Origin of the sequence: Streptomyces sp. NPDC006193, from assembly GCF_040613915.1 — a bacterium.
Taxonomy (GTDB): Bacteria; Actinomycetota; Actinomycetes; order Streptomycetales; family Streptomycetaceae; genus Streptomyces.
This window is the reverse complement of record NZ_JBEXTB010000007.1, coordinates 17,581-37,071: the sequence shown is the minus strand read 5'-3', so window position 1 is coordinate 37,071 and position 19,491 is coordinate 17,581. Positions and strand designations below refer to the sequence as shown.

General features: G+C 73.1%; 18 protein-coding genes. 5 read left to right on the top strand and 13 right to left on the bottom strand.

Going from position 1 to position 19,491, the window contains the following annotated elements; all coding sequences use genetic code 11:
* Window positions 1–82: 82 nt before the first annotated feature.
* The 5 genes from cbiE to ABZ261_RS10105 all read right to left on the bottom strand — a co-directional run bounded on the left by cbiE (window position 83) and on the right by ABZ261_RS10105 (window position 5,028).
* The gene (cbiE, locus tag ABZ261_RS10125; protein ID WP_356857312.1) at window positions 83–1,312 is read right to left on the bottom strand and encodes a precorrin-6y C5,15-methyltransferase (decarboxylating) subunit CbiE; all 1,230 of its coding nucleotides are present in this window, start codon (window positions 1,310–1,312) and stop codon (window positions 83–85) included.
* 102 nt (window positions 1,313–1,414) lie between these two features.
* Window positions 1,415–2,053, bottom strand: a complete 639-nt coding sequence (locus ABZ261_RS10120; RefSeq protein ID WP_356857310.1) for a GNAT family N-acetyltransferase — start codon at window positions 2,051–2,053, stop codon at window positions 1,415–1,417.
* A 309-nt stretch (window positions 2,054–2,362) separates the two neighbouring features.
* Complete coding sequence (locus tag ABZ261_RS10115) at window positions 2,363–3,193, bottom strand: MetQ/NlpA family ABC transporter substrate-binding protein (RefSeq protein ID WP_356857308.1); 831 nt, start codon at window positions 3,191–3,193, stop codon at window positions 2,363–2,365.
* Window positions 3,194–3,259: 66 nt separating this feature from the next.
* A complete protein-coding gene (locus ABZ261_RS10110) occupies window positions 3,260–3,940 on the bottom strand; it encodes a methionine ABC transporter permease (RefSeq protein WP_356857567.1) in 681 nt (226 codons plus the stop codon).
* Between the two features lie 53 nt (window positions 3,941–3,993).
* Window positions 3,994–5,028 (bottom strand): ATP-binding cassette domain-containing protein, encoded by a 1,035-nt coding sequence (locus ABZ261_RS10105; RefSeq protein WP_356857306.1) that lies wholly within the window; start codon window positions 5,026–5,028, stop codon window positions 3,994–3,996.
* A 666-nt stretch (window positions 5,029–5,694) separates the two neighbouring features.
* Between ABZ261_RS10105 and ABZ261_RS10100 the strand changes: the two genes are divergently transcribed.
* Together ABZ261_RS10100 and ABZ261_RS10095 are read left to right on the top strand one after the other, a co-directional pair.
* Entirely contained in the window at window positions 5,695–6,054 is a 360-nt protein-coding gene (locus ABZ261_RS10100; RefSeq protein ID WP_356857304.1) for a hypothetical protein, read from the top strand.
* Between the two features lies 1 nt (window position 6,055).
* The gene (locus tag ABZ261_RS10095) at window positions 6,056–6,475 is read left to right on the top strand and encodes a hypothetical protein (protein WP_356857302.1); all 420 of its coding nucleotides are present in this window, start codon (window positions 6,056–6,058) and stop codon (window positions 6,473–6,475) included.
* 24 nt (window positions 6,476–6,499) lie between these two features.
* Here ABZ261_RS10095 and ABZ261_RS10090 read toward each other — a convergent pair whose 3' ends face one another.
* The 3 genes from ABZ261_RS10090 to ABZ261_RS10080 form a co-directional block, all read right to left on the bottom strand.
* Window positions 6,500–6,997, bottom strand: a complete 498-nt coding sequence (locus tag ABZ261_RS10090; protein WP_356857300.1) for a GNAT family N-acetyltransferase — start codon at window positions 6,995–6,997, stop codon at window positions 6,500–6,502.
* Window positions 6,998–7,041: 44 nt separating this feature from the next.
* Entirely contained in the window at window positions 7,042–7,548 is a 507-nt protein-coding gene (locus ABZ261_RS10085) for a sigma-70 family RNA polymerase sigma factor (RefSeq protein WP_356857298.1), read from the bottom strand.
* Window positions 7,549–7,640: 92 nt separating this feature from the next.
* A complete protein-coding gene (locus ABZ261_RS10080; protein WP_356857296.1) occupies window positions 7,641–8,816 on the bottom strand; it encodes a glycerophosphodiester phosphodiesterase in 1,176 nt (391 codons plus the stop codon).
* A gap of 386 nt (window positions 8,817–9,202) precedes the next feature.
* Between ABZ261_RS10080 and ABZ261_RS10075 the strand changes: the two genes are divergently transcribed.
* Together ABZ261_RS10075 and ABZ261_RS10070 are read left to right on the top strand one after the other, a co-directional pair.
* Entirely contained in the window at window positions 9,203–9,874 is a 672-nt protein-coding gene (locus ABZ261_RS10075) for a lysophospholipid acyltransferase family protein (RefSeq protein WP_356857294.1), read from the top strand.
* Between the two features lie 128 nt (window positions 9,875–10,002).
* Complete coding sequence (locus ABZ261_RS10070; protein ID WP_356857292.1) at window positions 10,003–11,628, top strand: multicopper oxidase family protein; 1,626 nt, start codon at window positions 10,003–10,005, stop codon at window positions 11,626–11,628.
* A 58-nt stretch (window positions 11,629–11,686) separates the two neighbouring features.
* Here ABZ261_RS10070 and ABZ261_RS10065 read toward each other — a convergent pair whose 3' ends face one another.
* The 5 genes from ABZ261_RS10065 to ABZ261_RS10045 all read right to left on the bottom strand — a co-directional run bounded on the left by ABZ261_RS10065 (window position 11,687) and on the right by ABZ261_RS10045 (window position 17,691).
* The gene (locus ABZ261_RS10065; RefSeq protein WP_356857290.1) at window positions 11,687–13,210 is read right to left on the bottom strand and encodes an MFS transporter; all 1,524 of its coding nucleotides are present in this window, start codon (window positions 13,208–13,210) and stop codon (window positions 11,687–11,689) included.
* Window positions 13,207–13,758, bottom strand: coding sequence for a helix-turn-helix domain-containing protein (locus ABZ261_RS10060; protein ID WP_356857288.1), 552 nt, complete (start codon window positions 13,756–13,758; stop codon window positions 13,207–13,209). Before ABZ261_RS10060 ends, ABZ261_RS10065 begins: the two co-directional genes overlap by 4 nt.
* Before the next feature lie 106 nt (window positions 13,759–13,864).
* Entirely contained in the window at window positions 13,865–14,836 is a 972-nt protein-coding gene (locus tag ABZ261_RS10055) for an aldo/keto reductase (protein ID WP_356857286.1), read from the bottom strand.
* 110 nt (window positions 14,837–14,946) lie between these two features.
* Window positions 14,947–16,380: an argininosuccinate lyase gene (gene argH / locus ABZ261_RS10050; protein WP_356857284.1), complete on the bottom strand. Its 1,434-nt coding sequence runs from the start codon at window positions 16,378–16,380 to the stop codon at window positions 14,947–14,949.
* 117 nt (window positions 16,381–16,497) lie between these two features.
* Window positions 16,498–17,691 (bottom strand): argininosuccinate synthase, encoded by a 1,194-nt coding sequence (locus ABZ261_RS10045; protein WP_356857282.1) that lies wholly within the window; start codon window positions 17,689–17,691, stop codon window positions 16,498–16,500.
* Between the two features lie 404 nt (window positions 17,692–18,095).
* Between ABZ261_RS10045 and ABZ261_RS10040 the strand changes: the two genes are divergently transcribed.
* Window positions 18,096–19,478: a ferredoxin reductase family protein gene (locus ABZ261_RS10040; RefSeq protein ID WP_356857280.1), complete on the top strand. Its 1,383-nt coding sequence runs from the start codon at window positions 18,096–18,098 to the stop codon at window positions 19,476–19,478.
* Window positions 19,479–19,491: the final 13 nt, after the last annotated feature.

Genomic DNA, 19,491 nt, shown 5'->3' with positions numbered 1-19,491 from the left:
CGGCCAGCCTACCTCGCGCAGTACGACAACAGGATCACGGGGCGCGATCCGGCGGGCCCTCCCGCCGCCCGGCCGCCGTCCCTCAGCGCGGCGTCTCGCGCAGCGGCAACTCGCCCGTGAGCAGGAACGCGACGCTCCGCTCGGTCTCCGTCCAGGCCCTGGTGTCGAGTCCGACGGACTGCAGCAGGGCGCACTCGACCCGGTATCCGTGCTCGGTCAGGTCGCGGCCGACGACCTCGGCCGCGTCGCGGGTCGCGGCGTGCGTGACGATGCGCTGCGGGCGCCGGTCGGCGACCGCGGAGACGACGGCCGGTCCCCCGCCGCCGACCCGTACGACGTCCGGTTCGGGAAGGCTCTCCAGGACGTGGGGGGCGCTGCCGTGCACGATCTGCAGCTGGACGCCGAAGCGCCGTGCGACGCCCTCGGTGCGGGCGCAGGCCGCCGGGTCGCGGTCGACGGCGATGACGGCCGCCCCGGCGCGCGCGGCCTCGGTGGCGAACGCTCCGCTGCCGCAGCCGATGTCCCAGACGAGGTCGCCCACCCGGGGTCCCAGCCGGGCGAGTTGGGCGGCGCGGAGCAGCTCCGTCTCGCCCTCGCCGAGGCCGCCGCCCGGTACGGCGCCGTAGGTCTCGTCGGGCTGCACCCAGCCGCGCGGGCCGGCGCCCGGATCGCGTCCGGCGATCCAGCCGCCGCCCTCCGCCGCGCCGGCCGGGCCGCCGATGACGATGACGACGTTGGGGTCGCGCCAGGTGTGGTCGGCCGCCTTGTCGGAGGTCACGACGGTGACCTGCTCGCGTGCGGTGCCCAGTTCCTCGCAGATGACGAAGGTGCGGTGCACGCCCTCCAGCAGCAGCCCGAGTTCGGCGGGGCCGGCGCCCGGTGCGGTGAGGACGGCGACCTTGGTGTGGGCGCGGCAGACGTTCACGGCCCTGCGCAGGGTGCGCGGGTGGGCGACGACCACCTGGGCGTCGTCCCAGGGCATGCCGGCGCGGGCGAAGGCGGCGGCGACGGAGGAGACGGCGGGGACGACCTCGACCTCCAGGCCGAACTCCGGCGCGCGCAGGGTGCGGACGACGCCGAAGAAACCGGGGTCGCCGTCGGCGAGCACGACCGCGGTGCCGCGGTGGGCGGCGATGCGGCGGGCGGCCAGGGGGAGGCTGCCCAGGCGGATGCGTTCGGCGGTGGGGGGCACCTCGGGGAGCGCCAGGTGGTGGGCGGCGCCGGCCACCAGTGTGGCGGCGCCGAGGGCGGCCCGCGCCGTGTCGGTCAGCGGCGAGCCGTCCCAGCCGATCACCGTGACCCGGTCGGCCATCGTCGTCAGTCTCCCGTGGGTTATGCGCGCGTCTTCGTGAAATGCCCGGTGCGGGCTCCGTGAGGGTACCCGGTGCGGTGGTCCGGCCCGGTGCCCGCGGACTCAGTTCCAGTCCGGGTACGAGGTGAAACCGCCCCTGTCGGCCAGTTGCTCGCTGACCCCGGTGAGGTCCTCCGGCAGCAGGCTCCAGACGATGACGTCGGTGCGCACCTCGCTCCAGACGCCGTCCGCGGTCCTGGTGCGCGCCGTCCAGGCGTTGCGGAGCACGCCCTCGCTGATGCAGCCGATCTTCTGGGCCACCTGCTGGGAGGCGGTGTTGCCGGCGGCGGTGCGCAGTTCCAGCCGTTCGAACTTGCGGTCGTGGAAGAACCACTGGGCGATGGCCAGGGCGGCTTCGCAGGCGTAGCCCTCGCCGCGGGCCCAGGGGGCGATGACGTAGGCGAGTTCGCTGGAGCGGACGCGCCAGTCCGTGTTCTTCAGGCGGACGGTGCCGACGAGCCGCTGGGTGAGGAACTCGGTGACGGCGAGGACGATGCCGCGCCCCCCGGTGCGTATCTGCGGGGCGCGCCGGGTGATCCACCGGTGGGCGTCGGCCTCGGTGTACGGGTGGGGCACCGTGGTCCACGCGACGACCTGCTCGTCGTTCATCATCTCGACCAGGGCGGGCGCGTCGTCCTCGTCGAGGGGACGCAGCACCAACCGCTCCGTGCTGATGGAGATGTTGGGGAAGGTGCTCGTCATGCGCCGCTCCGTAACCTTCGGATGATGACCTCGAAGAAACCGTCAGGACCGCCAGGCCTGCTGAACTGCCCAGCATGCAGCATGAAACCACTGGAACGCACGACGGGGTCCGCCCCCCACTGCCGCGAGGGCGTGGGGGGCGGACCCACCGGGTGAGGGAGCGGACCCCGTGCGCCGGAGGACGCCGGGCCGGCGCCGCCGGCCGCCGGCCGGGCGGGCCCTGTTCGGGGGGCGGCCCGGCGGCGCGCGGCGGCTCGCAGAGGCTGTGACGGCTCGGAGCGCCGCGAGGGCTCGGAGCGTCGCGAGGGCTCAGAAGGACGGGATGACCGAGCCCTGGTACTTGTCCTCGATGAACTTCTTCACCTCGGGCGAGGTGAGGAGGCGCGCCAGCTTCTTGACCCGCGGGTCCTTCTCCTCGCCCTTCTTCACGGCGAGGAAGTTGCCGTACGGGTTGTTCTTCGCGGACTCCAGGACGAGGGCGTCCGCGGCGGGCTTCAGGCCCGCGGAGATGGCGTAGTTGCCGTTGACGACGGCCGCGTCCACGTCGTCCAGGGACCGCGGGGTCTGCGCGGCCTCGACCTCCTTGAACTTGAGGTTCTTGGGGTTCTTGGCGATGTCCTGCGGGGTGGCCTCGGTGCCGACGCCGCCCTTGAGGGTGATGAGCCCGTTGGCGGCGAGCAGCTTCAGGGCGCGGGCCTCGTTGACGGAGTCGTTCGGGACGGCGATGGTCGCACCGCTCTTGAGGGCGTCGGCCTTCTTCACCTTGTGGGAGTAGAGGCCGAGCGGCTCCAGGTGCACCGTGACGACGGGCACGATGTGCGTGCCGCGCTTCTTGTTGAAGTCGTCGAGGTACGGCTGGTTCTGGAAGTAGTTGGCGTCCACGTCGCCGTCCTCGGTCGCCGTGTTCGGCGTGATGTAGTCGGTGAACTCGCGGACCTGCAGGTCGAGGCCCGCCTTCTTCGCCAGGTTCTTCTTGACGAAGTCGAGGATCTCGGCGTGCGGGGTCGGGCTCGCGGCGACGACCAGCGGGCCGGTGTGGCCGGAGGAGCCGGAGTCCTTGTCGGCGCCGCAGGCGGTCAGCCCGAGGGTGAGGGCTCCGGCGGCGAGGACGGCGGTGGTGAGCTTGGCGGTGTTACGCACGAAAAGTGCCTTTCCTTCTGGGTGGTGCGACCCCGTCGCGGGTGAACGGGGAGTCCGGGGTGCGGGTCAGGCGACCTTGCTGATGTCGGCCGCCGCGGGCTCCTTGGCCTTGAGCAGCCGGAGCCTGGGGGCGGGGCCGGAGCGGGCGCCGCGGCTGTGCAGGGAGCGGGCCGCGAGGTCGCCGGCGAACTGGATGACGGTGATGACGACGGCGAGGATTGCGACGATCACCCACATCAGTCCGGTCTCGAAGCGCTGGTAGCCGTAGCGGACGGCGAGGTCGCCGAGGCCGCCGGCGCCGACGGTGCCGGCCATCGCGGAGTAGCCGATGAGGGCGACGACGGTGGTGGTCGCGGAGGCGATCAGCGAGGGGAGGGCCTCCGGCACCAGGACCTTGCGGACGATGGTGAAGGTGCTGCCGCCCATCGACTGGACGGCCTCGACCAGCCCGCCGTCCACTTCGCGGACGGCCGTCTCGACGAGCCGGGCGAAGAAGGGGATGGCGCCGATGGCGAGGGGCACGATGGCGGCGTCCCGGCCGATGCTGGTGCCGGTCACGAACCGGGTGAAGTCGGTCAGCGCGACCATCAGGATGATGAACGGCATCGAGCGGGTGATGTTCACGACCTGCCCGAGCACCTTGTTGACGACGACGTTCTGCAGCAGGCCGCCGCGTTCGGTGAGGACGAGCAGGATGCCGAGCGGCAGCCCGCCGACGACCGCGATGACCGTGGACCACCACACCATGTAGAGGGTGTTCCAGCACTCCGGCCGGAGCAGCTCCCACTTCTCGGACCAGGTCACTTCGCACCCTCCTCGACCAGCGCGGGCTCCCCGCCCACCACGTCGATCTGCAGGCCCTGCTCGCGCAGGAAGCCGATCGGCACCACGTTGTCCTCGTACCGGCCGGGCAGCTCGATGCGCATGCGGCCGATCTGCAGCCCGCCGACGGTGTCGATGGCGGCGCCGAGGATCGAGATGTCGATGTTGTAGGTGCGCGAGAGCTGGGAGATGACCGGCTGGGTGGCGGCCTCGCCCTGGAAGGTGACGTCGAGGACGGTCCGGTCGGCGCCGGAGGCCTCGCCGGCGACCGGGAAGAGCGCGGCGGCGAGCGCGGAGCCCGGGGTGGCGAGCAGCTCGCCGACCGTGCCGGACTCCACGATCCGGCCCCTCTCCATCAGGGCGGCGGAGTCGCAGACCGACTTCACGACGTCCATCTCGTGGGTGATGAGCAGGACGGTGAGGCCCAGTTGCCGGTTCAGGTCGCGCAGCAGCTGGAGGATGGAGCGGGTGGTCTCGGGGTCGAGGGCGCTGGTGGCCTCGTCGGAGAGCAGCACCTTCGGGTCGCCGGCGAGGGCGCGGGCGATGCCGACACGCTGCTTCTGGCCGCCGGAGAGCTGGGCGGGGTAGGCCTTGGCCTTGTCGGCGAGCCCGACCAGGTCCAGCAGTTCGAGCGCCTTGCGGGAACGTTCCCGGCCGGACGTGCCGAGGATCTCCAGCGGCAGCTCGACGTTGTCCTGCACGGTCCGCGAGGACAGCAGGTTGAAGTGCTGGAAGACCATGCCGATGCGGCTGCGGGCGCGGCGCAGTTCCTTGCCGGCGCGCGGTCCGCGTCCGGCCAGGGCGGTGAGGTCCTGCCCGGCGACGGTCACGGTGCCGGACGTGGGGCGCTCCAGCAGGTTGACGCAGCGGATGAGGGAGGACTTGCCGGCGCCGGACTGGCCGATGACGCCGTAGACCTCGCCTTCGCGGACGTGCAGGTCGACGCCGTCGAGGGCGGTGACCTCACGGCCGCGGGAGCGGTAGACCTTGGTCAGGCCCGAGGTGGTGATCACGTGGGTTTCCGTCACTGGGTCGGGTTCGCGGGCGTGGGTGTGCCCGAGGGCGGTTCCCCCCGCTCCAGGCGGCCGGAACGTGGGGAGGAGGGTTCGTGCGTTCCTTCTGGGACGCGGCACGGTTCTCGGGTGGCGGTGGGACCGGGGAGAACGTCGTGTGCGCGGGGCGGCCTCGGACGCCGTACGACCGGTGACGGGCGTCGAAGTGGCCACGGCTCTCGCTTCGGGGCGCGAGGCTCAGGTGGTGCGGGGGCCCTCTAGAAGGCGCACATTCGACAGGGACACATACAACGAGCACCGGGCGTCGTGGTCGCCTCGGTCGCCGGGGTGCGGTCGCTCGTCGTGGTCATGCGGTCAGTAAACCAGACGGACGCTCCCGGCCGGGCGCGGGTGTCCGCATGGTGGACAGCGGCGGACGGGTGCGGCCCACGTGCCGGGATCTTCCGTCGCGCGCCCCTGACCAGGCCCGACAGGGGCCGCGACGCCGCCCCGCCGGGCGGGCGCCCGGCTTCCGCCGCGGGCGGCTGTGGCCAACACCACGGCGTCCGGGCGGGAGCGCGCCGCCCGCCGGGGGCCGTCGCGGGGGCGTCACCGTCGCGGTCCGGCCCCGCGGCGTACGGCGGGGTCGGCCGCGGTGGGCCGTTTGCGCCGTATTAAGGTCGCCGCATGCTCACTGTCCTGACGCTGGTGACCGGGGTCGCCGCGCTGCTGCTCGCCGCGTGGTGCGGCTGGGCCGCGTACCGCGACCAGCCGACCAAGGACTGGCACTTCATCGGCATGGCTGTGGTGTCGCTGCTGGCCGCGGCGCAGTTGGTGATCGGGATCGTGCAGCTGGCACGGGGCGAGAAGCCGGCGCAGGGCACGACGATCTTCGTGTCCTATCTGCTGGGCGCGTTCGCCTGCATCCCGGCGGCCGGTTTCCTGTCGCTGGCCGAGCGGACGCGCTGGGGCTCGGTGACGGCCGCGGCCGGCGGCGTGGTGCTGGCCGTGCTCGAGGTACGGCTCTACGACATCTGGGGAGGCTGAGGTGACGGCCGCGGAGGAGAAGCCGGCCCGGTTGACCAGCGGGCCGGGCCTGCTGCTCGTCTGGTTCTACGGCGTGATGGTCGTCGGGGCTCTGTCGCGTTCGGCGTACCAGATCGCCACGGAGTTCGACCGGGCGCCGCTGGCGTACACGCTGTCGGCCGTGGCCGGGGTCGTGTACGGGTTCATCACCTACACGCTGGTCCGGGGCGGGGAGACCGCCCGGCGGGCGGCCCTGGTGTGCTGCGCCGCCGAGCTGGCCGGCGTGCTGGTCGTGGGGACGTGGACGCTGGTGGAACCGTCCGCGTTCCCGGACGCGACCGTGTGGTCCGACTACGGGATGGGGTACGTCTTCATCCCCGTGCTGCTGCCCCTCACCGCGCTGTACTGGCTGCGCAGGGCGGCCGCCCGCCGGGGAGCCTGAGGGGGCGCCGGCGGGCGCGGGACCTCAGGCCGTCCGCGCGTACTCCCCCGCCGCCTTCTCCAGGACGATCATCTCCACCCCGTCGGCGCCCTTGGCCCGGCCCACCGCCTCGTAGCCGGCCCGGCGGTACAGCCGGAGGCTGCCCTCGCTGCGGTGGCCGGCGACGAGGCGGAACCGGACGGCGCCGCGCTCCTCCGCCAGCGCCGCCTCGGCCGCGCGCAGCAGACGGGCGCCGATCCCGTGGCCCTGCAGGCGCGGGTGGACGCAGAGCTTGCCGATGGCCGCGGCGCCGTCCTCGGTCACCTTGCCGCGCACCGAGCCGACGACCTCGTCGCCGAGCCGGGCGACGAAGACGCAGTCGGCGGCGACCTCCTGGCGGACGGAGTCCAGGGTCTGGACGAGCGGGTCGATGCGGTAGTTGCCGTACAGCGCCGCCTCGCTCTGGAAGCACAGGTACTGGAGCCTGAAGATCTGCTCCGCGTCCTGCTCGGTCGCCACCGAGATGGTCACGCTCATGCCCATGTGCGCATGCCTCCCGCTCACCTGATCGCTGTCGTCCCCCACTCCTATCCCCGCGCCTCGCGGGAAGCAACCTCCGGTGTGAGCAAACGACGCAGACATCCCAGACATCTGGAGCGTTCCGGACCGAGACTGCCCTGTGAGATACCCAACTCCCCCGCGATCTCCCGGTATGTCAGGTCCTTCGGGGAGAGCAGGGCGTCGAGGAGACGGGGGCAGCGCCCGGGCAGCCGGCGGACCGCGTCCCGCAGGGCGCGGTACCGGGCGGCCCTGAGGACGTGCTGCTCGGGGTCGGACCGGGTGTCGTCGGCCGGCTCGGCGCCGTAGGGGCGTTCGAGCCGGGTGGTCCGGCGGCTGCGCCGGGCCTCGGCGCGGACGGCCTTGCGCAGCCAGCCCTGCGGATCCGGCGGCGGCCCGTCGGACTCCAGCCGCTCCAGGAGCCGGAGCCAGACGGCCTGCTCCAGGTCGCCCGGTTCGCCCCCGCACGCATATGCCTCGGCGGAGGCTTCCGCGGTGAGCAGCGGGTGCAGGGCGGTCACCAAGTCGTGCGTCATATGCGCTACGACGAGCCGCCCCGGCGGCGGGTTGCCGCGGCGGCCCGCCAACACTCCTAACGGGGTGCCCGCGCGTGCGGCGGTTGACGCGCTCAGCCCTTGAGGAAGTCCTCGCGGGCGAGCACGCCGGTGTCGGGGTTGTCGGTGAAGACGCCGTCGATCCCGGTGCCGAAGTACCGCCGGTAGGCGCCGAAGACGTCGCCGTAGCCGTCGGCCGCACCGCCCCGGCGGTACTCGGCCGGCAGGAAGGGGTTCTCGTTGCGCAGGGTGTACGGGTGCAGGATCAGCCCGACCCGGTGCGCGTCGGAGACCAGCGTGGTGGGCTCGGCCAGGGTGCCGTCGGCGTTCCTCGGGACGACCAGGTCCAGGGTGGGGCCGATGCCCTGCGCGTAACCGGCGATCTCCCGCAGGCCCTTGGGGGTGACGAGGTCGGCGACCGTGCGCGGGTCCCCGGCCTCGGCGAGGTCCCACGGGCGGCTGTCGGCCGAGGAGAGCAGGAGGACCAGCGGGTTGTCGACGAGCCGGTTCAGCCGCTGGATGCTCGTCGGCTCGAAGGACTGCAGGATCACCGGGGCGTTCCGGCCGTCCTTGCCGTGCCTGCGCAGCAGCTTCGCCACCCGCTCCTCCAGGCCGAGGCCCAGGTTGCGGAAGTAGGTGGGGTGCTTGATCTCGGGGTAGATCCACACCTGCCTGCCGCGCCTGCGGGTCTGCTCGTCCTGCCAGGCGAGGACCTCGGCGAAGGTGGGGATGTCCCAGCGGCCGTCGTAGAGGGTGTTGTGCGGCCGGTTGGCCGGGATGCGCTCGACGGCCCGCAGCGTCTTCAGCTCCGCCAGGGTGAAGTCCTCGGTGAACCAGCCGGTGGTGGGGACGCCGTCCACCGACTTGGTGGTCCTGCGGCCGGCGAACTCGGGGCGGGAGGCGACGTCCGTGGTGCCGCCGATCTCGGGTTCGTGCCGGCAGACCAGGTGGCCGTCCTTGGTGGACACGAGGTCACCCGCCTCGACCACGTCGGCGCCCAGGTCCAGGGCCAGCTCGTAGGAGCCGAAGGTGTGCTCGGGCCGGTAGCCGCTGGCGCCCCGGTGGCCGATGACCGTCGGCACCGGCAGGCCCTTCAGCCCGCGCCTGCCGGGCGCGGCCGTCCCCGGTCCGGCGGCGCCGGCCGCGCCGGGCAGTGAGAGGACCGCTCCGCCCGCGCCCAGCACCGCGGCGCCCAGCAGCGCCCGCCGTCCCGTGCCCCGCGTCCGCCCGTCGCCCTGGTCGCTGTCCATCTGCACTCCTCCTGCCGCCTCGGCCGTCCGTCTCCCGCCGGCGCGCCCCTGAGGGGCTCCGCGCCGTCGGTGCGGGCCGATCGTAGGCGCGGGCGGATGACGGGCGGGAGGCCCCGGCGCGAACACCCGGGTGCCGGCGGGTGGCCCGCGAGAACCGGAGGTGACGAGCCGTCGGCGCGCGGGCACCCGGGGGCGGCGCGACGTCCGTCACATCGCCGCGGGGGTGCGACACGCCGTCCCGGGTGCGCCACCGCAGGTGAACCAGCGTCAACACTTCGTAAGACCTCGGTGAACCGGGTGTTCCCGACGTGCGCGCGGGCCCGGGCCGCGAGTAATGTCCTCACCTGCACAGACTCATATCGCTTCCCTCGCCGTCGGAGGACCCGTTGTCCCGCTTCGCGCTCATCAAGGCAGTGCTCGGACCGATCATGCGCCTGATGTTCCGCCCACAGGTGGAAGGCGCGGAGCACATCCCGGGCGAGGGCCCGGTCATCCTCGCCGGCAACCACCTCACCTTCATCGACTCCATCGTGCTGCCGATCGTCACCAAGCGGCAGGTGTGCTTCATCGGCAAGGACGAGTACGTCACCGGCAAGGGCTTCAAGGGCCGGCTGATGGCGTGGTTCTTCACCGGCGTCGGCATGGTCCCGGTGGACCGGGACGGGGCGAGCGGTGGTGTGGCCGCGCTGATGACCGGCCGTCGCATCCTGGAGGAGGGCAGGGTCTTCGGCATCTACCCCGAGGGCACCCGCTCGCCCGACGGCCGGCTGTACCGGGGCCGCACCGGCATCGCGCGGCTGACGCTGATGACCGGCGCGCCGGTGGTCCCGTTCGCGGTGATCGGCACGGACAAGCTGCAGCCGGGCGGCCGGGGCATCCCGCGGCCCGGGCGGGTCACCGTCCGCTTCGGCGAGGCCATGGAGTTCTCCCGCTACGAGGGCATGGACCGGGACCGGTACGTGCTGCGGGCCGTGACCGACTCGGTGATGGCCGAGGTGATGCGGCTGTCCGGGCAGGAGTACGTGGACGTGTACGCCACCAAGGCGAAGGCCGCCTGAGCCGGCCGCAGCCGGGCGGGCGCGGTGGTCCGCGTCCGTCCGCCTGCCGGTGGAAATTGCGCCGGACCCGTCGGGCATTCGGCCGTATCCACGGAGCCGCACAACGGCATGACATGTCTTATTTAGGCATGTTCACACCTTCTCGGCGTACCCTGCTCCGTGTCCCGTTGGCCGCCGCCGGCGCGGGACTCGTAGGAGCCTGCACCAGCTCCGGCTCCGAGCCCCGCTCCGGACCCCAGCACGGGGACGGCCGGGCGGAGTTCGTCCCTCCGGGGCCCCGGGGGTACGTCAACCCCTCGGACCCCGAGGTGCTGGCCGCGGAGCGCAAGCGCGGCGCCGGCCGGGTCCGCACCCTCCGGTTCACCGCCGCCGAGAGCACGCTGGACCTCGGCGGCCCGTCGGTGCGCACCTGGGCGTACGACGAGACGCTGCCGGGACCGCTGGTCCGGGTCACCGCCGGCGACGTGCTCGACCTGACGCTCGCCAACCGGCTGCCCGAGCCGACCACGCTGCACTCCCACGGGGTGCGTCTGCGCTGCGACATGGACGGCACCCCGGACCTGACCCAGCGGGCCGTCGAGCCCGGGGCCGACTTCCGCTACCGGTTCACCGTCCGGTATCCGGGCACCTACCTGCTCCACTCCCACCAGGGGATGCAGGCCGACCGCGCGCTGTACGCGCCCCTCGTCGTCGACGACCCCAGAGAACCCCTCTCCTACGACAAGGAGTGGCTCGTCGTCCTGGACGACTGGCTCGACGGCGTGCAGGGCTCCACCCCCGAGGAGGTGCTGGGCCAGCTCAAGCCCGGCGCGGAGAATGCCATGCACGGCATGGCGATGGGATCCGGACACGGCAGCCCGTCCCCCGGCCGGACCGCCGGCGCGCACCCGTCCCCGTCCAGGAAGCCGGCCGGCCCCTCCCGGGTGCTGCACGGCTCCCACAGCCGGATGCTGCACGGGGAGGGCGGCAACGTCGCCCACCCCTACTACCTCGCGAACGGGCGCGTGGGCACGAGCCCCTCGGTGTTCCGCTGCCGTCCCGGCGACCGCGTCCGGCTGCGCATCGTCAACGCCGGTTCCGACACCGCCTTCCGGGTGGCGCTGGGCGGCCACACGATGACCGTCACGCACACGGACGGCTATCCGGTGCGGCACAAGAAGACCGACGCCCTGCTCGTCGGCATGGCCGAGCGGTACGACGTCCTGGTCACCGCCAAGGACGGCGTCTTCCCGCTCGTCGCGCTCGCCGAGGGCAAGAAGGGCAGCGCGCTGGCCGTCCTGCGCACCGGCAAGGGCAAGGAGCTGCCCGCCCCGGGCGTCCGGCCGGACGAGCTCGACGGCAAGGTCGTCCCCGCCCGGCGGCTCGTGCCGGACGAGTCCGTGGCGCTGCCCGACCGCGAGGTGGACCGCGAACTGCGCATCCGGGTCACCGGCTCGATGGAGAAGTTCGACTGGGGCTTCGACCACCGGCCGTTCGACGTGCGCCGGCGCTATCCGGTCAAGGCCGGGGAACGGGTGCGGCTCACCCTCATCAACGCCACCGACATGTGGCATCCGCTGCATCTGCACGGGCACACCTTCGCGCTGTCCGGGGTGAACGCCGTCGGCGCGCTGAAGGACACGGCGGTGGTGCTGCCGCACCGGAAGCTGGTCGTCGACTTCGACGCCGACAATCCCGGGTTGTGGATGCTGCACTGCCACAACCAGTACCACTCGGAGTCCGGGATGATGACGGTGCTCGGGTACCGGCGCTGACAGGCCTGCCGGGCGCGGCGGCCGGCCGCGCGGTCCCCCGCGCCCCGGCCGGGCCGCCTCAGCCCGCGCGGTCCGGCCGCTGCCGCCCCAGCAGGAACCAGGACGCCGCCGACGCCGCCAGCAGGACCGCCGCGCCAGCGGCCGAGGCCAGGTGCAGGCCGTGGACGAAGCTGTCGCGGGCCGCCGCCAGCAGCGCCTCCGACCGGTGCGGGGGCAGGTGGGCCGCGGCCTCCACCGCCGCGCCCAGGGACTCGTGGGCCTCGGCCGGGGTGCCGGGCGGGCCGGTGAACCCGCGGTAGACGCCGGTCACGATGGAGCCGAGCAGGGCGATCCCCAGGGCCGCGCCCAGTTCGTACGCCGTCTCGGACACCGCCGAGGCCGCGCCCGCCTGGCCGTTCGGGACGCCGGAGAGGATGACGTCGGCCGTCACCGTGAAGGAGAAGCCCGCGCCGACGCCCACGACCAGCAGGGCGGCGCCGAGCGCCGGGTAGCCGGTGGACGGGCCGAGCGTCACCAGGGCGGCCAGGGCCGCGCCGACCGCGGCCAGGCCGCCCGACACCACCGCGCGGACCGAGAAGCGCCGGGCGGCACGCCCGGCGACCAGGCCGGCCGCCACCGCCCCGGCCGCCGCGGGCAGTTCGGCCAGACCCGCCTCGAACGGGCCGCGTCCCTGCACGAGTTGCAGGTACTGGGAGAGGAAGAAGACCAGTCCGGACATGCCGAGGACGGTCAGCAGGTCGGCGAGGACCGCTCCGCTGAAGCCGCGGCGCCGGAACAGACGCATGTCCAGCAGCGGCACCGGCAGGGTGAGCTGGCGGCGGACGAAGCCGTACAGGGCCGCCGCGCCCAGCAGTCCGGCGCCGGCGGTCGTCGGGGTGAGGCCGTCGGTGGCGGCCTCCTTGACCGCGTAGACCAGGCAGATCATGCCGGCCAGCGACAGCACGACGCTGACCAGGTCCCAGGGGCCCGGGTCGGGGTTGCGGGACTCGGGCAGCGTGCGGATGCCGACCAGGACCAGGACGGCCGTCACCGGCAGGTTGATCAGGAAGACCGAGCCCCACCAGAAGTGCTCCAGCAGGAACCCGCCGGCGACGGGGCCGACGGCCGTGCCGGCGGAGGCGGCCGCGCCCCAGACGCCGACGGCGAAGCTGCGCTCCCGCGGGTCGTCGAAGAGGTTGCGGATCAGGGCCAGGGTGGCGGGCATCAGGGTGGCGCCCGCGACGCCGAGCAGCGCCCGGGCCAGGATCAGCAGCTCCGGCGTCGTCGCGTAGGCGTTGAGGACGGACAGCGCGCCGAACGCCGTGGCGCCGCCCAGCAGGATCCGCTTGCGGCCGATCCGGTCGCCGAGGCTGCCCATGGAGACCAGCAGGCCGGCGATGACGAAGGAGTAGACGTCGCCGATCCACAGCAGCTGGGTGCCGGTGGGGTCGAGGTCCTCGCTGATGTAGGGGGTCGCCAGGCCGAGGACGGTGGCGTCGACGGCCACCAGCAGCACGGCCAGGACGAGGACGCTGAGCGCGAGCCAGCGGCCCGGGCGCCGCACCGCCTCGGCCGCGCCGGCCGGCCGCAGGGTGCTGGTCATGGTTCCTCTCTCCGCAGGGCACCGCCGAGCAGCAGCTCGGCGATCATGGTCGGGAAGTCCCGCGCGGCCACCCGGCCGTCCAGGACGGCCCAGGCGCACGAGGCGATCAGCCCGTACAGCGCCTCGGTGAGCCAGGCCGGGGTGAGCTCGGCGCGGAACTCGCCGCTGCGCTGTCCGCGCTGGAACAGGGCGCCGATCCGGTTGTCCAGGCGCTGCCAGCCGTCGTTCTGCCGGTCGCTCTCCCACAGCTGGTTCTCGCCGTACAGGAACGCGAGCAGCCCGGCGGCGGGCTGGATCTCGCGCAGCAGCCGGCGGACGGCCTCGGCCGCGGGGCCCTCCTCCGGCCGTGCCCGGTCCAGCGCCGCCTCGCACTCGGCGATGCCGAGCGACTCCAGCGCCCGGACGAGCGCGTCGCGGCCGGCGAAGTGGCGGTGCAGCGTGGCCCGGCTGATGCCGGCGGCCTTGGCGACCTCGTCCATGGTCGCGGTGGACTTGCGGGTCAGCAGGGCGGCTGCGCTGCGCAGCACATGGTCGCGGTCGAAGGCCATGAGACGAGCATAGACCAAGTGAGACGCTCTTGTCTCACCGAAGGCGGACGTGTCTCACTCCGGTCGGCGGTACGGGGTGAGCGCGGGGTGAGGGCGGGGTGTGCCGTCAGTGCCAGGGCAGCCGGCCGCGCCGCTCCCAGTAGGCACGCGGGTCCTCCGCCAGCCCGGCGAGGCGGGCGAGCTGGTCCTCGTCGAGGTCGACGGCGGGAGCGTGCAGATTGGAGACCAGCTGGGCGACGGTCGCCGCGCCGGACAGGACGACTCCGGCCCACGGCTGCCGCAGGACCAGGGCGAGGGCCACCGCGTCGCAGCCGAGCCCCGTCGCGGCGGCCACCTCCTTCAGCGCGTCCGGGGCGTGCGGAGCGGCCAGCCGGCCGTTGGCCATGCCCTCCTTGACGATCACGGTGAGCCCGGCGGCGTGCGCCTCGGCGAGGGCGGGGCCGGCCGAGGTCTCCAGGGCGTTGAACGTCGACTGGACGGTACGGAACAGGGGCGCGCCGTCGACCGTCACGGCGAGCGCGGCGCGGATCGCGTCGGCCTGGGCCGGGCCGCTGGTGGAGAAGCCCACGGTGAGGCCGCCGGCCGCGGCCTCCGCGAGCCTGGCGTGCAGTTCCCGGTCGGTGAGGGCCGGGCTGTCCGGGGTCACCGAGTGGATCTGGTAGAGGTCGAGCCGGTCGCCGAGCAGGGCGTCGGTCTCGGCGCGCTGCCGTTCGTACGCGGCGAGGCTGTGGTCCTTGACCTCGTGCGTCCCGGCGTCCGCCGACCAGCCGGCGGTGTAGGTGTAGCCCCATTTGCTGCCCACCACGACGTCGCCGGCGTCGGGGCGGGCCTTCAGCCAGCCGGCCAGGAACTCCTCGGAGCGGCCGTAGGAACGGGCAGCGTCGATGTAGCGCACGCCCTGGGCATAGGCGGCGTCGAGGAGTTCGTGGGTGCGGGTGCGCAGGGTCTCCACGCTGCGGTCGGCTCCGAGGTCCCGGTCGCGGCCGAGGTTGATGTAGCCGGGGCGGCCGACGGCGGCCAGGCCCAGGCCGATGTGGCAGGTCGGGGTGGTCGCTGCGGCCAGTCGCGCGAAGGACATCGCGGGCTCCGTGTGGTCGGCTCCAGTGCGGCTCCGACCAACGTAACCCGCGACGGCCCGGCGGTCCGTCCAGGAACGCGGTGCGTCCCGCGTCCCCCAGGACTCCCGCCTCAGCTCTGCTTCTTGGCCTGCGCCCACCGGTGCTGGCCCGCCACGTCCGCCTTGAGCTCGGCCAACTGGACGGCGACCGCGCTCGGGGCCGTGCCGCCGCGGCCGCTGCGGGAGGCGAGGGCGCCGGGGACGTCGAGGACCGTGCGGACCTCGGGGGTGAGGTGGGCGGAGATCTTCGCGAACTGCTCGTCCGTGAGCTCGTCCAGTTCCTTGCCCTCGGCCTCGGCGACCTTGACGCACTCCCCGGCGACCTCGTGCGCCACGCGGAACGGCACGCCCCGCCTGACCAGCCACTCGGCGATGTCGGTGGCGAGGGAGAAACCGGCCGGGGCCAGCTCCTCCATGCGCTCGCGGTGGACGGTGAGCGTGGCGATCATGCCGGTGAACGCGGGGAGCAGCACCTCGAGCTGGTCGCAGGAGTCGAAGACGGGCTCCTTGTCCTCCTGCAGGTCGCGGTTGTAGGCGAGGGGGAGGGCCTTCAGGGTCGCCATGAGGCCGGTCAGATTGCCGATCAGGCGGCCGGACTTGCCGCGGGCCAGCTCCGCGATGTCCGGGTTCTTCTTCTGCGGCATGATCGAGGAGCCGGTGGAGAAGGCGTCGTGCAGGGTGACGAAGGAGAACTCCTTCGTGTTCCAGATGATGATCTCCTCGGCGATCCGGGAGAGGTTCACGCCGATCATCGCGGTGACGAACGCGAACTCGGCGACGAAGTCACGGGAGGCCGTGCCGTCGATGGAGTTGCCCGCGCTGCCGTGCTCGAACCCGAGGTCCCGTGCGACCGCCTCCGGGTCCAGGCCCAGGGAGGAACCCGCGAGGGCGCCGGAACCGTACGGCGACACCGCCGTCCGCTCGTCCCACTGGCGCAGCCGCTCGGCGTCCCGGGACAGGGCCTGCACATGGGCCAGGACGTGGTGGGCGAAGAGCACCGGCTGGGCGTGCTGGAGGTGGGTGCGGCCGGGCATCGCCACGTCCGGGTGGGCCTCGGCCAGGCCGATGAGCGCGTCCTGGAGGTCGGCGATCAGACCGCCGATGATCCGGGCGTGGTCCCGCAGGTACATGCGGAACAGGGTCGCCACCTGGTCGTTCCGGGACCGGCCGGCGCGGAGTTTGCCGCCGAGGTCGGGGCCGAGGCGCTCCAGCAGGCCGCGCTCCAGGGCCGTGTGGACGTCCTCGTCGGCGAGGGTGCCCGTGAAGGCGCCGGAGGCGACGTCCGCCTCCAGCCGGTCGAGCCCGGCGATCATGCGCCGCAGTTCGTCCTCGGTGAGGAGCCCTGCCCGGTGCAGCACGCGGGCGTGGGCGCGCGAACCGGCGATGTCGTAGGGCGCGAGCCGCCAGTCGAAGTGGACGGACGCGGACAGCTTCGCCAGGGCCTCGGCGGGGCCGTCGGCGAAACGGCCGCCCCAGAGCCGTACGTCACCGCTGTTGCTGCTCACTTGCGTTGCTCCTCGAAGCTCTCGATGTGCCACCGCCTCCCCGGCCCTTGCAGGCGGGGAGGCGGCTGTCAGGCGGATGCGTGTGAGGTGACCCGATGGCGGCGGGCGCCGGTGCGCCTACGCCAGGTCCCGCTTGGCGGCGATCTTCGACGACAGGCTGTAGATGTCGATGAAGCCCTTCGCCGCGGACTGGTCGAAGGTGTCGCCGGTGTCGTAGGTGGCGAGGTTGAAGTCGTACAGGGACTGCGGGGAGCGCCGGCCGGTGACGACGGCGCGGCCGCCGTGCAGGGTCATCCGGATGTCGCCGGAGACGTGCCGGCTGGCCTCGTCGATGAAGCCGTCCAGGGCGCGCTTGAGCGGGGAGAACCACTGGCCGTCGTAGACCAGTTCGCCCCAGCGCTGCTCGACCTGCCGCTTGTAGCGGGCCAGTTCGCGCTCGACGGTGACGTTCTCCAGCTCCTGGTGGGCGGTGATCAGGGCGATCGCGCCCGGGGCTTCGTACACCTCGCGGGACTTGATGCCCACGAGCCGGTCCTCGACCATGTCGATCCGGCCGATGCCCTGGGCGCCGGCGCGCTCGTTGAGCTGCTGGATGGCCTGCAGGACGGTGACGGGCCTGCCGTCGAGGGCGACCGGGACGCCCTCCTGGAAGGTGATGACCACCTCGTCGGCCTCGCGCGGCAGGGCCGGGTTGGAGGTGTACTCGTAGATGTCCTCGATCGGGGCGTTCCAGATGTCCTCGAGGAAGCCGGTCTCGACGGCGCGTCCGAAGACGTTCTGGTCGATGGAGTACGGGGACTTCTTCGTGGTGGCGATCGGGAGCTGCTTCTCCTCGCAGAAGGCGATCGCCTTGTCCCGGGTCATCGCGTAGTCGCGGACCGGGGCGATGCACTTCAGGTCGGGGGCGAGGGCGACGATGCCGGCCTCGAAGCGGACCTGGTCGTTGCCCTTGCCGGTGCAGCCGTGGGCGACCGTGGTGGCGCCGTGCTTCCTGGCGGCGGCGACCAGGTGCTTGACGATCGCCGGCCGGGACAGGGCGGAGACCAGCGGGTAGCGGTCCATGTAGAGGGCGTTGGCCTTGATCGCCGGGAGGCAGTACTCGTCGGCGAACTCGTCCTTGGCGTCCGCGACCTCGGCCTCGACGGCGCCGCACGCGAGGGCGCGCTTGCGGATCACGTCCAGGTCCTCGCCGCCCTGGCCGACGTCGACCGCAACGGCGATGACCTCGGCGCCCGTCTCCTCGGCGATCCAGCCGATGGCGACGGAGGTGTCCAGACCGCCTGAATAGGCGAGTACGACGCGCTCGGTCACGGGTTTCTCCTCACGTGCATTCGCTGACATGCATGAGTATGCAGGGTCCTGCATGATTCGTCAATCAGCCCGCGGGCGCGCCTGTCGCCACCGGCCCGGGCGGACCACCCGGCGCCGGCGACGGCGCCCGCCGGCCGGGCGGTGCGGTGCGCCCTCGGCCGGGCGGACCCCGCGCGGCACGTCGCGATCGGGACCGCGCCGGACGCGACCGGGCCCACCCGCCACCGACCGCCCCCGGCCCCCGGCCCCCTGGGCGACGCGGGGGCCGGGCGATCGGCCGGAGCCGGCCGCACGCCGGGGCGTTACCGGGGGTCACCCCAGTTCGCGGGTGTTCGGCGGGGCTCTGAACACTCCGCCGACGCGGCACGTATCTGTGGGCCAAGGGTCAAGTCCACGGAGGAACCGTGACCACCACGCTCGCAGGCGGACGTGCCGCCCGCCGACAGACGATGCGCCGCATCCGTCCGCGCCGCTCCCCGGCCGTCCCGCTGCTGATCGCCGTCTGGGCGGGTGCGGCGGCCGTGCTGTGGCTCTGGTGGCACGACACCCCGTCCATCGCCGACGACACCGGCCGCATCCTCAACGCGGGCCGCATCACCGGCCTGCTGGCCGGCTACCTCATGGCGCTCGTCGTGCTGCAGATGGCGCGGGTCCCCGCGCTGGAGCGGCGGGTCGGCTCCGACCGGGTGGCCCGCTGGCACGCGATGAGCGGCCGGTACACGCTGTGCCTGGTCCTCGCGCACGTCTTCCTCACCATGTGGGGGTACGCGCTGCAGGCGGGCAGGTCGCTCGGCGACATCGTCCGGCAGACCACCGAGTCCGTCGGCCGGCTCCCGGACATGGGCAAGGCGGCGATCGGCCTCGGCCTGTTCGTGGTGATCGGCCTCACCTCCGCCGGCGTGATCCGCCGCCGGCTGCCGTACGACGCCTGGTACCACGTGCACCTGCTGACGTACGCGGCGGTGTACCTGACGTTCTGGCACCAGATCAGCACCGGCAACGACTTCGCGGTGGAACCGGCCGCCAGGACCTTCTGGTACGGGCTGTACGGCGCGGTCACCGCACTGGTGGTCTGGTACCGCATCCTCACCCCAGTCCGCCTGAACCTCCGGCACCGCATGCGCGTGGAAGCGGTGATCGAGGAGACGCCCGGCATCGTGTCGGTGCTGATCAGCGGGCGCAAGCTGCACCGGATGGGCGCCGAGGCGGGGCAGTTCTTCCGCTGGCGGTTCCTCGCCCCCGGCATGCGCTTCAGCTCGCACCCGTACTCCCTCTCGGCCGCACCGCGCCCCGGCATGCTGCGGATCACGGTGAAGGCCATCGGCGACCACAGCTCCCGGCTGCGCGAGCTGGCGCCCGGCACCAGGGTGTGGGCGGAGGGGCCGTACGGCGCGCTGACCGCGCAGCGGCGCAGCAGGGGCAAGGTGCTGCTGGTCGCGGGCGGCGTCGGCATCACGCCGATGCGGGCGCTGTTCGAGACGCTGCCCGGCGCCGCCGGTGACATCACCCTCCTGTACCGGGCCAACACCACCCAGGACCTGGCGCTGTGGGACGAGCTGGCGGCGATCGCGAAGGAACGCGGCGCCCGGCTGATGTACGCGGTGAACAGCCCGGAGGGCGAACGGCCGGACATCTCCGCGGAGAACCTCCAGCGGAAGATCCCGGACATCGACCGGCACGACGTGTTCATGTGCGGCCCGCCCGGCTTCGCGCAGTCGGTGTACGAGGCACTGCGCGGCGCGGGGGTTCCCGCCCGCCGTATCCACCACGAGTCGTTCGAGATGTGAGCGGAGCTGCGAA

What these genes read in the sequence shown, in the direction of transcription:
- ABZ261_RS10070 (WP_356857292.1), top strand. Translation starts at nt 10,003, where the DNA reads ATGTTCACACCTTCTCGGCGTACCCTGCTCCGTGTCCCGTTGGCCGCC.
- ABZ261_RS10100 (WP_356857304.1), top strand. Translation starts at nt 5,695, where the DNA reads ATGCTCACTGTCCTGACGCTGGTGACCGGGGTCGCCGCGCTGCTGCTC.
- ABZ261_RS10065 (WP_356857290.1), bottom strand. Translation starts at nt 13,210, where the DNA reads ATGACCAGCACCCTGCGGCCGGCCGGCGCGGCCGAGGCGGTGCGGCGC.
- ABZ261_RS10120 (WP_356857310.1), bottom strand. Translation starts at nt 2,053, where the DNA reads ATGACGAGCACCTTCCCCAACATCTCCATCAGCACGGAGCGGTTGGTG.
- ABZ261_RS10110 (WP_356857567.1), bottom strand. Translation starts at nt 3,940, where the DNA reads ATGGTGTGGTGGTCCACGGTCATCGCGGTCGTCGGCGGGCTGCCGCTC.
- ABZ261_RS10090 (WP_356857300.1), bottom strand. Translation starts at nt 6,997, where the DNA reads ATGGGCATGAGCGTGACCATCTCGGTGGCGACCGAGCAGGACGCGGAG.
- ABZ261_RS10085 (WP_356857298.1), bottom strand. Translation starts at nt 7,548, where the DNA reads ATGACGCACGACTTGGTGACCGCCCTGCACCCGCTGCTCACCGCGGAA.
- ABZ261_RS10080 (WP_356857296.1), bottom strand. Translation starts at nt 8,816, where the DNA reads ATGGACAGCGACCAGGGCGACGGGCGGACGCGGGGCACGGGACGGCGG.
- cbiE (WP_356857312.1), bottom strand. Translation starts at nt 1,312, where the DNA reads ATGGCCGACCGGGTCACGGTGATCGGCTGGGACGGCTCGCCGCTGACC.
- ABZ261_RS10060 (WP_356857288.1), bottom strand. Translation starts at nt 13,758, where the DNA reads ATGGCCTTCGACCGCGACCATGTGCTGCGCAGCGCAGCCGCCCTGCTG.
- ABZ261_RS10055 (WP_356857286.1), bottom strand. Translation starts at nt 14,836, where the DNA reads ATGTCCTTCGCGCGACTGGCCGCAGCGACCACCCCGACCTGCCACATC.